This is a genomic window from Curvibacter sp. GW821-FHT01G03 (genome assembly GCF_059422285.1).
In genome coordinates this window covers 311,779-325,486 of record NZ_JBWKWP010000005.1, presented here as the reverse complement: position 1 = coordinate 325,486, position 13,708 = coordinate 311,779, and the positions used below count along the sequence as shown (strand labels likewise).

The following is a 13,708-nucleotide window of genomic DNA, read 5'->3' as shown; positions in this document are numbered from 1 at the left end:
GGCGCGGGGTGAACGGGGCGAAAACGGGACGAGAGCCTGAGGCTCAGGTCTTGGTGGTGGTGACGAAGCCCGGCAGCGGCGGGCTGCCGGCCGACAGCGTCAGCACCTCATAGCCGGTTTCGGTGACCAGGATGGTGTGCTCCCATTGGGCCGACAGGCTGTGGTCTTTGGTGACGATGGTCCAGCCGTCGTTGCCGTGCGACTTCACTTCGCGCTTGCCGGCATTGATCATGGGCTCGATGGTGAAGGTCATGCCGGGCTTCAGTTCTTCGAGCGTGCCGGGCTTGCCGTAATGCAGCACCTGGGGCTCTTCGTGAAAGCGCTGGCCGATGCCGTGGCCGCAGAACTCGCGCACCACCGAAAAGCCATGCCCTTCGGCAAACTTCTGGATGGCGTGACCGATGTCGCCCAGGCGGGCACCGGGCTTGACCTGCTGGATGCCGATCCACATGGCCTCGAAGGTCAGCGCGCTGAGGCGCTTGGCCGCGATCGAGGCGTCGGGCATCACGTACATGCGGCTGTTGTCCCCGTACCAGCCCTTGTCGGTGATCACGGTGACATCGATGTTCATGATGTCGGTCTTCTTGAGCGGCTTGTCATTGGGGATGCCATGGCACACCACATGGTTCAGCGAGGTGCACAGCGAAGCCGGGTAGGGCGGGTAGCCGGGGGGCTGGTAACCGACGGTGGCCGACTTGGTGCCCTGCACATTGACCATGTACTCATGGGCCAGGCGATCGATCTCCAGCGTGGTGACGCCGGGTTTGACGAAGGGGGTCAGGTAGTCCAGAACCTCGGACGCGAGGCGGCAGGCCACGCGCATGCCCTCGATCTCTTCCGCGTTTTTGTAGGTGATGCTCATGACGCGGATTATCCCACCTGAGAATAGCCGCGTCGGGGCACGGCCTTGGCCGGCCCCAGGCTGCCGGTATCAGCGCAGGTTGCCGGTGTGGCCCAGCGAATAGCGGCCAGGTTGCGGCCACACGGCCAGGCCATGGGGCTCCTGCCCCACCTTGATCTGGGCCACGGCGCCGCTTTGGGTGTCAAAGCGGTACACCACGTCGTCAAAACGACCCGACAGCCACAGCCACTTGCCGTCGGCGCTGACATTGCCCATGTCGGGGCTGCCGCCGCCCTGGATCGGCCACTGCGCCGTGACCTTTTCGGTGGCAAAGTCGATCACCGTCACGCTGCCCGGGCTTTTGCGCGGGCCGTGGATGCGGTGCGAGCCCCGGTTGGCCACATACAACTGCTTGCCGTCGCGGCTCGGGTACAGCCCGTGCGCGGCCACCCCGGTGGCAATGAAGCCCACCTCGGTGAGCGAATCACCGTCGAGCACGTGCACGCCGTCGGCCTCCATGTCGGCCACGTAGAAATGCTTGCCGTCGGGCGAGATGCGGATGTCCTGCGGCATGCCCTTGGTGGCCGAGCAGACTTCGGTCTCCATCGGCGACACATTGGGGTCGCTGAGCTTTTGCCCGTCCTTGAAGCGGGTCTTGGGCATCTGCAACTTCAGGTAGCCCAGCACCTCGCGCTTGCCCAGGTCGATCTTGGCCACGCTGCCCTGAAACTCACAGGTGAAGATCGCGTAGCGCCCGTCGATCGAAAAGTCGGCATGGTTGATGCCGCCGCACTTGGGCACATCGATGGCGTATTGCAGGGCCAGGGTCTTGGGGTCGCGAAAATCCAGCCGGTGCTTGGCCTCGGCCACCACGATCAGCGAGGCGCCATCGGGCGTGGCGTACACGTTGTAGGGGTCGTCGACCAGGATCTCCTTGCCCGGCTTGCCGGTGCGCGGGTCGATCGGGGTCAGGCTGCCATCGGTGCGGCGCTCGGCATTGTTGGCCACCCACAGCGTGCGCAGGTCCCACGAAGGCACCACGTGCTGTGGGGCTGGCCCCACCTTGAACTTGTCGACCACCTTCATCTTGGCCGGGTCGATCACATACACATCGTTGGAGCGCAGATTGGGCACATAGATGCGCTCCAGGTCGTCGCGCACGGCCGGGGCCATGTGGTCAGCAGCGGTTTCGCTGTAAAGATTGGCCGGGTTGGGCACCGGCGGCATGCCGGGCACGGTGTTGACCGTCGCCGGCTTGGCCGCGCCATTCTTGCCGACCGCGTCGGCCCCCTGCACCCCGCTGGCCAGCAGGCCCATCACGATGACAGCCGAACTGACGGCCAAACCAACGGCGTTGCGGGCAAAGACTTTCCCGAGGGACATGAGAAGAACACTCCAGATAAAAGAGGCGGCTCAGGGCTTGATGGCCGCCTGGATCGCTGCGGCCGAAGTCTCCACGATTTGCTGCACCCCGACTTGACCCAGCGCAACGCTTGCGCGACGCGGGTCGCCGGTCACGCCCCGGGCTCGGTCGCGGGCGCCTGGGCTGGCCAGTGTGTCGGTGCGCACCAGGGCCGGGTCGGTGGCCAGCATCAGCGAGGTGTCGGCCAGGCCGGCGTGCTCGCCGATCTCGGCCGGGCTGAAGCCGCGCTGCTTCAACTCGGCCACGTAGGCGGTCTGGGTCACGCGGTAGTACTCGCTCAGGGCATGCACCCGCGCCGGCGGGCCGCCGTCACGGGCCCAGGCCTGGTTCAGGCGCTCGGCCACCCGCTCCAGGTTCTTGCGGTAGCCCCCGTGGTCACCCAGAAAGAACACATCGCGAAAACCATGCTGCCGAAAGCTGCGCGCCGAGCCCTCCAGCACGGCCTCAAAAGCCGGCTCGGGGATCGAGATCGTGCCCGCAAAGCGCATGTGCCCGGCCGGCGGGTGGATGCTGCCCTCGGGCACATAGGCCAACACCGGGGCGACCACCGTGTGCCCCACGCGCCGGGCAATCTGACCGGCCAGCACATGCACCCGCACGTTGTGCTTGCCCAGCGCCATCTGCGGCCCGCTCTGCTCGGTGCCGCCGATGGGGATCAGCACCGTGCGCGTGCCCGCATCGAGGCGGGCCTGCAACTCGGGGCTGCTCAGGTCTTCCAGAAAAGGGCTGTCTGGCTCTGCCGCCTGGGCCATCGGCCCCAGCGGGCCGGCCAGCAAGGCCATGAGGCCCAGGCAGGCCAGGGTGTGGGGAAGGTGGCGAAGCGGCATGCGAAGGAGGTCGGCGAAGCGGGAGTTGGGATTATGTGTTGGGTATGTCAACGGGCGGTGAATGGGCGGCATCCGGTCTGCTCATGTCGCCAATATGCAAAAATAGCGACATGATTTCTTGACGTGTTCCAACTTCGACAAAAAAAGAACATGTTGTACGGACATGTCGCCGGCAGCGACATGAACTCAGAACGTGTCGTCGAAACAGGCTTTTTGCATCATGACCAAGAACGTCTTCGCTTGGAATCCCGAGCAGCCACACAACCACTTGCCCGCACTGCCCCCGGCGCACGAGTTGGAAAGCCGCACCGTACTCAAGGCATGCATCGAAGCCCGCGCCGCGCTGGCCGAACTCAAGCAAGCGGCCGAACTCATCCCCAACCAGGCGATGTTGATCAACACCATCCCGCTGCTGGAAGCCAAAGACAGCTCGGAAATTGAGAACATCGTCACCACCACCGACCAGCTTTTTCAATACGCCCAAGGCCATGAGCAGGCCGACTCGGCGACCAAAGAGGCATTGCGCTACCGCACCGCACTGCACCAAGGCTTTCGGTCGCTCCAGCAGCGCCCCCTGTGCACGGCGACCGCCGTCGAGGTCTGCCGCACGCTCAAGGGCGTGGACATGGACATTCGTCGAACGCCTGGCACTCAGTTGGCCAACGACCGCACCGGTGAGGTGGTCTACACCCCGCCTGAAGGTGAAGCCCGTTTGCGGGACATGCTGGCCAATTGGGAGCGTTTTTTGCACGAGGCCACCGATCTGGATCCCCTCATCCGCATGGCCGTGGGACATTACCAGTTTGAGGCCATTCACCCTTTCATCGACGGCAACGGGCGCACCGGGCGGGTGCTCAACATCCTGTACCTGATTCAACAAGACCTGTTGAATCTGCCCATCTTGTACCTCAGCCGCCATGTGATTGCGCACAAGGCCGACTACTATCGCCTGCTGCTCTCCGTCACCCGTGATGAGGCCTGGGAGCCCTGGCTGGTCTTCATGCTGCAGGCGGTCGCCGTTACCTCCAAGTGGACCACCGGCAAGATCGCCGCCATCCGCGCGCTGGCCGAGCACACCACCGAGCATGTGCGCACCCGGCTGCCCAAGATCTACACCCGGGAGCTGGTGGACGTGATCTTCGAACAGCCTTATTGCCGCATTGGCAATCTGGTGGACAAAGGCATTGGCCAACGCCAGGCCGCTTCACGCCATCTGCAAGAGCTGGTCAAGCTGGGTGTGCTGCGTGAAATGCCTTTGGGCAAGGAGAAGCTCTTCATCCATCCGAAGCTGATGCAACTGCTCAGTCGCGACAGCAACCAGTTTCTGCCTTATGAGTGATGGCGCACCTTGGCGAATGTCGGTCGGACTCGAACTTTCTGCCTGTTGAGATGGCGCTTCACACCCCCTCAATCACCGCCGAAACCCCCGCCCCCAGCCGCGTCCAGGGCAGGCTGGCCGGGTCGGCGGGCATGGGGCCTGGGGCGCGGGCGACCAGGATGTGGGAGGCGATGGGGGTGAAGTCGGCGCGGAAGTGCACCGAGCTTTTGTTGACCAGCAGCTTCATGGCCTCGGGCTGGATGCCCACGCAACGGTACAGCTCCCGGTCCAGCATCTGGCATTTGCCGCTGGCGACCACGATCAGCACACCGTCCAGCTCCAGACAGGCGACCTGACCGAGGCGAGTGAGCACGCCGTGCATCATGGGGCCCAGCAGGCGAACGCTGCCCTCGAACAGGGCGCGCACGGTGACCACGGCCTGCACGGGTGGGTCGCTGAGCTGGCCGGGCAGGGTGCTCACCTGGCGGCCCAGGCTCAGGGACAGACGGGCGCCGAGGCCGGCCCGGTGGGCGGCCGCGGCGGCTTCGGGGTCGTACAGCAGGCCCAGCGCCACCTGGCCGGGGTAGCGGTGCCCGGCGCCGGCCTGCAACAGGGCATGCAGCATGCCGGTGGTGTTGCTGTCACCCCCTGCGCCGGGGTTGTCCTGGGTGTCGGCGATCACCACCGGGGCGCTGGCGTGTTCGGCCAGCGCCAGGGCCTGCTGCACCGCAGCCAGGGGTTCGGGCAGGCTGACGCGCCAACGCTGGGGCGGCTGGCAAAGCTGGGTCCACAGTTCTTGCACCACCGCCTCGGCGTGCTCGCCATAGGCCCACACGCAGGGGCCGCAGCAGGCGATGTCGGCGGCCGGGAAGCCCATGGCGATGCTGCTCAGGGTGGCTTGACGGGCATCCACCTCGGGCAGTTGCGCGTACAAGGACGCGGCCGGCTCGATCAGGGTGCAGCCGGCGTTGATCGGGATCAGGAAGGGCACGCGGCGCCAGGCCATCGGCAGGCGTTGGCCGGCCTGCATGCGGCGCTCCAGCAGTTGGGCGGCCAGGCGGCCGGTGGCTTCGGTATCCACATGCGGGTAGGTGCGGTAGGCCACCAGGCCGTCGGCCAGCGCCAACATGTCGGCGCTGACGTTGGCGTGCAAATCAAGGCTGGCCACGATGGGCAGCTGATCGCCCACCAGCGAGCGCAGGCGTCTGAGCAATTCACCTTCGGCGTCTTCGAAGGCAACGCTGACGGCGGCGCCGTGCAGATCCAGGTAGATGGCTTGCAGGCCCGGGCCGGCCAGGGCCTGGCGGGCCGCCTCGACGATGGCGCCGGCAATGCGCTCGAACGCCTCGTCGCTGACCTGGGCCGAAGGCGTGGCCCCCGCCCAGCAGGCGGGCAGCAAGGCCCAGCCCCGCGCCTGGGCCTCGCTGATGAAGCCGCCCATGGGCAGGCTGCTGCCCGTGAAGCGGCGAAGCATGTCGGCCCCTTCGCTGTAGGCCGGAAAGCCGTCGCCGCGCAAAAAGGCGGCCCAGTCGGCCGGGCTGGGGGCGAAGGTGTTGGTCTCGTGCTGAAAGCCGGCGATCAGGATGTTCATGGTGTTTCGCAGTGGGCAGGGAGGGGTTGAGGCTTTGGGCAGGCGGCTACCAGCCCAGGGCCAGGTGCAGGCCGAGCAACACGCCCATGCCGGCAAACAAGGCGTGGTTGATGTTGCGCCGGCCCCCGAAGTAGGTGAGCAGGGCGGCGGCGCAGGCCCACCAGCGGGCATCCTGCCATTGCGGCACCCACTGGCCCTGGTTCAGCGCCACCTCAGGGACGACCATGGCCAGCAAGGCGCCCAGTGGTGCAAAGCGCAGGCAGGTGCGCAGCCAGCCCGGCAGGCGGGGTTGCTGGCCGGGCAGCAGAAAAAAGGCCCGGGTCAGCACGGTGATCAGCACCAGCAGGGCCACGGCCAGCCAGCCCCTGTGTTCGGGGTCATCGAGCATGGGGCCTCGGTCGGCGGTGTTCGGCCAGCAGACCCGCGGCCATGGCGGCCAGCATGGTGACCAGCACCGGCAGGCCGCGTGGCAGCGCCTGGGCCGGCAGGGCCACGGCACAGGCCGCGAAAGCGGCCACGCGGGTGGGGCGGTCTTTGACCATGGGCAGGGTCAGGGTCAGCAAGGCCAGGATGGCCACAAAGCGCAGGCTGTTGGCGCCGGGCAATTGGTCGGCCAGCAGCAGGCCCACCCCGGATGAGAGCTGCCACACCGCCCAGTTGCTCAGCGCCAGGCCGAGGTAGAAGGCCACCTCGCGGCGGCGTTGCCGGCGGTTGTGGCCGGGCAGGGGGTGGCGCTGGGTGAACAGCGCATAGATCGGGTCACCGGCAAAGTAGGACAAGGCCACGCGCTGCGGTCGGCTCAGGTGGTGGAAGTAGCGGCTCCATTCGGCGCTGAACACCACGAAGCGCAGGTTCAGCACGGCCGCGGTGGCCCCCACCAGCCACAACGGGGCTTGGCTGGCCATCAGCGGCAGGCAGGCCAGTTGGGACGAGCTGGCATACACCAGCAGCGACATGGGCAACAACACCGCCATGGGCAGGCCGCTTTGGGCCATGGCCACGCCCGCCACCAGGCCCATGGCGGCCGTGCCGGTGGCCGGCCCGGTGACGGCCCGCACCCCCGCCAGCGCGTGCCTCACGGTGCGTGGGCCGAGCCAGGCGGGCCAAAGGGTCAAGGCAGGCCGCCAGCGGCGCATCAGGCCTCCGCGATGTGCGGCCAGGGCCGTTGGGCCGGGCGCATCTGTTCGAAGGCGCGGGCCATCTGCAGCACGCCCAGGTCGTCAAAGCGGCGCCCGGCGATCTGCAGGCCGATGGGCACGCCATGGCTGTCGTAGCCGCAGTTCACCGAAGCAGCGGGCTGCTCGCTCATGCTGAAAGGCAGGGTGAAGCCGATGTGATCCATGGCCTCATTGACGTTGTTGGTCGGGTACGCCCATTCGGCCGGAAAGCTGGTGTTGGGCGACACCGGCGACAGCACGTAGTCGTAGGGCTGGGTGGCGGCCACGGTGGTGGCGCGGGTCTTGAAGGTCATGCTGTAGGCCTCGAAAGCCTGCTCGCCGCTGAAGCCCAGGCCGCCTTCGGCCCACTGACGCACGATGGGCAGCACCTTGGCGCGGCGCTCGGGCGGCAGGGCCTGCACATCGACGCCCGAGCGGATGCGCCAGAAGCGGTCCACCCCGTGCAGCAGCTCGTTGCTCATCCAGGGCTGCAGGGTTTCGATCACCGCCCCGGCCTGCTCGAACAGGCGGGCCGCCGCCACCACGGCCTGCTGCACCTGGGGCGACACCGGCATGCCGCAGCCGGCCTCCAGCAACAGGCCGATGCGCAGCCCCTTGAGTTCGCGCTGCAGCGACAGCCACGGGATGTCGGACGGCGGCAGGCTCATGGGGTCGCGTGGGTCGGGGCGCGACAGCACGGCCATCATCAGGGCCGCATCGGTGACGGTGCGGGTCATGGGGCCGGCGCAGCGGCCCATGTACGGCGGGTCGATCGGCACCCGGCCCAGGCTGGGCTTGAGGCCGGCCAGCCCGCACCAGGCGGCCGGCAGGCGCACCGAGCCGCCGATGTCGGTGCCGATGTGCAGCGGGCCGTAGCCTGCGGCACCCGCCGCGCCCGCGCCGGCACTGCTGCCGCCGGGGTTCATCGCGGTGTTCCAGGGGTTGCGGGCCAGGGCATGGAAGCTCGACAGGCCTGACGAGAGCATGCCGTACTCGGGCATGGTGGTCTTGGCCACGAAGACGGCACCGGCCTCGCGCAGGCGAGCCGCGGGCGGCGCATCGGCCGCAGCGGGCACCGGCAGGCTGGCGGCGGTGCCCACCGGCACGGGCACGCCGCGGGTGGCGATGTTTTCCTTGATGGTGGCTGGCACGCCGTCGATGCAAACACCGCCCACGCTGATGGGGGTACCGGCACGCCAACGGGCTTCGGCAGCGCGCGCCATGCTCAGTGCGGCATCGGCATCAAGCGCATAGGTGGCGCACAGCACGGGCTCGCAACGCTCGATGCGCTGCAGCACGGCCTGGGTCACTTCGACCGGCGACAGGCTGCCGTCACGGTAGGCCGCCACCATGGCGGAGGCGGAAAGGGCGTGGAGTTCACTCATGGGTCAGGGGTCCTGAGGTGGAGAAAATCGGGAAAGGACGGGGTACTTACATCGGGTCCAGCGGGTAGATCGGGCGGCGCACCCGTTTGAATTGCAGTGCGCCGTAGTCGGACGTGGTCACGCCCAGCCCGTCGCACTCGATCACCTCACGGGCCAGGTCGCCAAAGCCGGCGCGCCAGTGCACCCGGCTCTTGAGGATGACAAAGCGCTTTTGCAGCGGATCGACGCCGACGCTGGACAGGCAGTTCAGGTCAAACGGCTCCTGGTGCTCGGAGATCAGCACGATCTCCAGGCCGCCCACGGCCAGCACCACGGTGGGGCCCAGCCGGGTCTGCACGCCCTGGTACATGGGCCCGCGGTTGCGAAAGCGCCCGTCAAAGGCCAGCTTGACCCGACCGGTGACGCTCAAGGGCGGGCTGTCACGGCGCAGCGCCGGCATGGCGGTCTTGCCGCCCAGGCTCAGTGTGATCTCGCTGCCGATGCCGGCGGCCAGCGCCTGTTGCACGGCCTGGGGGTCCCAGATGGCATAGAAGACGGCCTCGTCCAGGCCCTGGCGCAGCACCTCGGCCAGCACCTCGGTGGTGTCCATCGAGCCGCCCGAGGCCGAGTTGTCGCAATGGTCCAGCAGCACGACCGGGCCGCCGAGGCCGATGGCGCAGGCCTGGGCCCGTGCCACGGCTTCGGCCAACGGGGTGGGGTGGAACACGAAGCCCTCGCGGGCCTCCCAGGCCTGGGTCAGCAGGGCGTCGCAATGCCCGCGGGCTGTCTCAGGCCGTGCGTCGGTGCAGACCACGGCGCTCAGGCCGGCCTGGCTGATGTCGGCGTGCGGAAAGCCCACAAACACCGAGGCGGCCAGCACCTCGCCGCCGGCCTCCAGGGCCTGGCAGCGCGCCTGTAGCGAGCGATTGGGCTCGGCGTGTGTGCCCTGGCGCATCACGTGCGGCAGCATGGGGGCCTGGCCCCACTGCATCACGGGGCGGATCTCGCCACTCAAAGTGCGCAGGATCAGTTCGGCGGCCCGCACACCGGCGGCATGGATGTCCACATGGGGGTAGGTGTGGTAGCCGGTGATCACGGTGGCGTGACGCACCATGTCGTCGTACACATTGGCGTGCATGTCCAGGGTGACGCCCACGGGGATGTCGGGGTCGATCTCGCGCAGGCGGCGCAGCAGCGTGCCTTCGGCGTCTTCCAGCGATTCGGTGACCATGGCACCGTGCAGGTCGAGCAGCACGGCATCGAAGCCGCCCCGCGCCACGCGCGACAGGATGGCCTGGCTGATGCGCTCGTAGGTGGCATCGTCGGTGGGTCGGCTGGGTTGGGCCTCGGCCGCCGTGGCAATCACCACCTCGGCGCCCACGCGCTCGGCCACGTCAATGAAGCCGCCCAGGGCCAGTCCCGTGCCTCGGTAGGCTGCCAGCAGGCTGGCCTGGTCAGCATCGGCCGGCAGAGCACGGTAGAAGCGCTCGAACGGGGTGGGCACAGGTGAAAAGGTGTTGGTCTCGTGCTTGAACTGGGCCAGCAGAAGTCGCATGGTGAGGGTCCTGTCGGGCGGAGGGATTCAGCCCCGGCGGGCCAGCTCGGCCCGGGGGGCGGCGGCCAGCAGGCGGCGGGTGTAGTCGTGGGCGGGCTGCTGGAACACCTGGGCTGTGGGGCCTTGCTCGACGATCTCGCCCTGGCTCATCACGATCACGCGGTCGCACAGTTGGGCCGCCACCCGCAGGTCGTGGGTGATGAACAGGATGCCCAGGCCCAGGTCGGCCTGGATTTCACGCAGCAGGGACAGGATCTGGGCCTGCACCGACACGTCCAGGGCCGACACGGCCTCGTCGGCCACCAGCACCTGGGGCTGGCAGGCCACGGCGCGGGCAATGGCCAGGCGCTGCCGCTGTCCGCCCGAGAACTGGTGTGGGTAGCGGTCAAGCGCGGTGCGGGGCAACTGGATGCGGTCCATCAGCTCTTCGGCGGTCTGGCGGGCCTGGCGCTCGCCCATGCCGAAATTCATCGCCCCCTCCATCAGCGACGAGCCCACGGTGCGGCGCGGGTTCAGCGAGCGGTTGGGGTCTTGAAACACCACCTGCACCCGCGATCGCAGGGGGCGCAGCCGCCCCTCGGGCAGGCCCTGCACCGGGGTCTCGCCCCACAGAATGCTGCCTTCGCTGGGGTCGATCAGGCGGATCATGCAGCGGGCAAAGGTGGATTTGCCCGAACCCGACTCGCCCACCACGCCCACGGTCTCGCCCCGATGCACGGCCACGCTGGCATCGCGCAGCGCGGTGTTGGGCTTGGCCCGGCCCAGCCAGTCACGGCGCACATAGGTCTTGCCCACGCCGGTGGCGCTGAGCAGGGCACGCCCACCGGGCAGTTCGCGCGGGGGGGGCGGGGTCATGCCGGGCACGGCGTCCAGCAGCATGCGGGTGTAGGCTTCGCGCGGTGCCTGCAGCACCTGCTCGGCCGGGCCTTGCTCGACCACGCGGCCGCGGTGCATCACCATCACCTGGTCGGCGATCTCGGCCACCACGCCCATGTCGTGGGTGATGAAGAGCACGGCCGAGCGTTGTTCCACTTGCAGCTCGGCGATCAGGCGCAGGATCTCGGCCTGGGTGGTCACGTCCAGGGCCGTGGTGGGCTCGTCGCAGATCAACAGCCGGGGCTTCAGGATGATGGCCATGGCGATCACGATGCGCTGGCGTTGGCCGCCCGAGAGCTGGTGCGGGTAGCTGTCGTAGATGCGCTTGGGGTCGGGCAGGCGCACCCGGTCAAAGATGGCCAGGATGTGGGCCTTGCGCTCGTGCGCGGGCCACTGGGTGTGGGTGCGCAGCAGCTCATCCACCTGCTCGCCGCAGCTGTGCACGGGGTTGAGCGCGGTCATGGGCTCCTGGAACACCATGCCCATGCGGGTGCCGCGCCAGGCGCGCAGGCGTGATTCGGGGGCCAGTCGGGCCTGGTCCATCAGGGTTTCGCCGGCCAGGCGGATCTGGCCCTGGGTGGCGCACAGGCCTTTGGCCAGCAGGCCCATCACCGTGGTGGCCAGCACGGATTTGCCCGAGCCCGACTCGCCGACGATGCACAGGGTCTGGCCGGCTTCGATGCGCACGTCCAGGTGCTCAATCGCAAAAGGGCGGTCGGCGTCGGCCGGCAGGGCCACCTGCAGGCCCTGCACATCGAGGATCACTTCGGCGGGCCGGGGCACCGGGGGCGGTGCCGAATCCAGGAAGACGGGGGTGGGGGAGGTCAAGGTGTTCATGGCAGGGGGCTCGCTCAGGCTCGCTTGGAGAACTTGGGGTCCAGCACGTCGCGCAGGCCGTCGCCCAGCAGGTTGATGGCCAGCACGGTGGGCACCAGGAACAGCGCCGGAAACATCACATTGCCCGGGCTCTGGGCAAACTGCACCCGCCCTTCGGCCATGATGTTGCCCCAGGTGGGCACGTCGGCCGGCAGCCCCAGGCCCAGAAAGCTCAGGATGGCCTCGGTCAGCACCGCGGAAGCCGCAATGAAGGTGCCCTGCACGATCAGCGGGGCCAGCGCATTGGGCAGGATGTCGCGCCACAGGATGGTGAGGTTGGACGAGGCCAGGGCCCGCGCCGCCTCGACAAAGGGCTCGTCACGCAGGCCCATCACCAGGGCGCGCACCAACCGGGTCACCCGTGGGATTTCGGGCACGGCAATGGCCAGGATCACGGTGGGCAGGCTGGCCCCGAGCATGGCCACCAGGGTGATCGCGACCAGCACGGCGGGGATGGCCATCATGCCGTCCACCAGGCGCATCACCACCGCATCCACGGGCCGGAAGTAGCCCGCCAGCATGCCCAGCAGGCAGCCACCGGTGATGGCGAGCACAGCGGTGCACAGCCCCACACCCAGCGAAACGCGGGTGCCGAAGAGCACGCGGCTCCAGATGTCGCGGCCAAAGTTGTCGCTGCCCATCCAGAACACATGCTGCAGGGTCTGGCCGTCGGGCAGGGTGACTTCGCCATGGGTGCCGGCAGGCACCGAGATGAAGCTGGGGTCCATGGCCGAGGGGTCGAAAGTGCCCAGCCACGGGGCCAGCACAGCCAGCAGCAGCAAGGCGGCCAACACCGCGCAGCCCAGGCGCACGGCGCTGTTGCGCCAGAGTTTTTTCCAGTTGCTCATGGGAGATCCGGGGAAGGAGGGTCAGTAACGGATGCGCGGGTCGAGGAACAGGTAGCTCAGGTCGACCAGGAGGTTGATCAGCACATAGGCCAGGGCAAAGAACAGCACCACCCCCTGCAGCACCGGAAAGTCGCGGTTCAGCACGGCGTCCACCGTGAGCTGACCCAGGCCGGGGATGGCGTACACCGTCTCGGTCACCACCACGCCGCCCAGCAGCAGGGCGGCACTGACGCCGATCACGGTGACCACCGGCACGGCGGCGTTGCGCAGCGCGTGGTGGGTCAACACGGCCAACTCGGTGATGCCCTTGGCCCGGGCGGTGCGGATGTAGTCCTCGGTGAGGGCCTCGCTGACCGCGGCCCGGGTCACCCGGGCCAGCAGGGCCACATAGGTGACCGACAGGGTCAGGCAAGGCAGGATCAGCTGGTGCAGCCAGGGCCAGAGGCCGGACTCCAGCCGCCGGTAGCCCTGCACCGGAAACCAGTGCAGTTGCAGCGCCATCACATAGATCAGCACATAGCCCACCACGAACACCGGCACCGAGAAGCCGGCCACCGAGAACGCCATGACGGCCTTGTCCAGCCAACTGCCCATGCGCCAGGCCGCCAGGGTGCCCAGGGGCAGGGCCAGCACGATGGCCAGCAGCAAGGTGCCGGCGGCCAACGACAGGGTGGGCTCCATGCGCTGGGCAATCAGCTCGACCACGGGCTTGTTCATGAAGAAAGAGTGGCCCAGGTCGCCTTGCAGCACGGCTCCGCCCCACAGGCGGAACTGCTGCCACAGCGGCTGGGTCAGGCCGAGTTGGGTGCGGATGCGGTCCAGGTCTTCGCTGGTGGCGCTGTTGCCTCCGATCACGGCGGCCGGGTCGCCCGGCGTGAGGCGCACGATCATGAAGACCGCCACGGCCACCACCAGCAACACCGGCAGGGTGGCCAGCAGTCGTTTGGCCAAAAATGAAAGCATCAGGAAATCTCCGGAAAACAGTCGCCCCGGCGCCGGCCGCGCCCCTTGCAGGCAAGGCGCAGGCCGGGC

Annotated in this window: 12 protein-coding genes; 1 reads left to right on the top strand and 11 read right to left on the bottom strand. The window is 68.2% G+C overall.

The features are described from left to right. Positions 1–43: 43 nt before the first annotated feature. The 3 genes from map to AC07VS_RS09275 form a co-directional block, all read right to left on the bottom strand. Entirely contained in the window at positions 44–862 is an 819-nt protein-coding gene (map, locus tag AC07VS_RS09285; protein WP_492345488.1) for a type I methionyl aminopeptidase, read from the bottom strand. A 69-nt stretch (positions 863–931) separates the two neighbouring features. Continuing rightward, positions 932–2,224, bottom strand: a complete 1,293-nt coding sequence (locus tag AC07VS_RS09280) for a YncE family protein (protein WP_494656099.1) — start codon at positions 2,222–2,224, stop codon at positions 932–934. A gap of 30 nt (positions 2,225–2,254) precedes the next feature. Next, positions 2,255–3,091, bottom strand: a complete 837-nt coding sequence (locus AC07VS_RS09275) for a creatininase family protein (protein WP_492345490.1) — start codon at positions 3,089–3,091, stop codon at positions 2,255–2,257. Between the two features lie 220 nt (positions 3,092–3,311). On the opposite strand from AC07VS_RS09275, the gene fic reads away from it, so the two are divergent. After that, a complete protein-coding gene (gene fic / locus AC07VS_RS09270; RefSeq protein WP_494750789.1) occupies positions 3,312–4,430 on the top strand; it encodes a protein adenylyltransferase Fic in 1,119 nt (372 codons plus the stop codon). A gap of 58 nt (positions 4,431–4,488) precedes the next feature. Here fic and AC07VS_RS09265 read toward each other — a convergent pair whose 3' ends face one another. Genes AC07VS_RS09265 through AC07VS_RS09230 form a run of 8 tightly spaced genes read right to left on the bottom strand, consistent with a single transcriptional unit; the run spans position 4,489 to position 13,639 of the window. Beyond that, the gene (locus AC07VS_RS09265; protein ID WP_494750788.1) at positions 4,489–6,000 is read right to left on the bottom strand and encodes a M81 family metallopeptidase; all 1,512 of its coding nucleotides are present in this window, start codon (positions 5,998–6,000) and stop codon (positions 4,489–4,491) included. A 46-nt stretch (positions 6,001–6,046) separates the two neighbouring features. Then, a complete protein-coding gene (locus AC07VS_RS09260) occupies positions 6,047–6,388 on the bottom strand; it encodes an AzlD domain-containing protein (protein WP_492345494.1) in 342 nt (113 codons plus the stop codon). Further along, positions 6,378–7,115, bottom strand: coding sequence for an AzlC family ABC transporter permease (locus AC07VS_RS09255; RefSeq protein ID WP_492345495.1), 738 nt, complete (start codon positions 7,113–7,115; stop codon positions 6,378–6,380). Before AC07VS_RS09255 ends, AC07VS_RS09260 begins: the two co-directional genes overlap by 11 nt. 20 nt (positions 7,116–7,135) lie before the next feature. Next, complete coding sequence (locus AC07VS_RS09250; protein ID WP_492345496.1) at positions 7,136–8,542, bottom strand: amidase; 1,407 nt, start codon at positions 8,540–8,542, stop codon at positions 7,136–7,138. A gap of 46 nt (positions 8,543–8,588) precedes the next feature. Beyond that, positions 8,589–10,076, bottom strand: a complete 1,488-nt coding sequence (locus AC07VS_RS09245) for a M81 family metallopeptidase (RefSeq protein WP_492345497.1) — start codon at positions 10,074–10,076, stop codon at positions 8,589–8,591. A gap of 27 nt (positions 10,077–10,103) precedes the next feature. Continuing rightward, complete coding sequence (locus AC07VS_RS09240; protein WP_492345498.1) at positions 10,104–11,789, bottom strand: dipeptide ABC transporter ATP-binding protein; 1,686 nt, start codon at positions 11,787–11,789, stop codon at positions 10,104–10,106. A gap of 14 nt (positions 11,790–11,803) precedes the next feature. Then, positions 11,804–12,676, bottom strand: coding sequence for an ABC transporter permease (locus tag AC07VS_RS09235; protein WP_492345499.1), 873 nt, complete (start codon positions 12,674–12,676; stop codon positions 11,804–11,806). 21 nt (positions 12,677–12,697) lie between these two features. Beyond that, positions 12,698–13,639 (bottom strand): ABC transporter permease, encoded by a 942-nt coding sequence (locus AC07VS_RS09230; protein WP_492345500.1) that lies wholly within the window; start codon positions 13,637–13,639, stop codon positions 12,698–12,700. Positions 13,640–13,708: the final 69 nt, after the last annotated feature.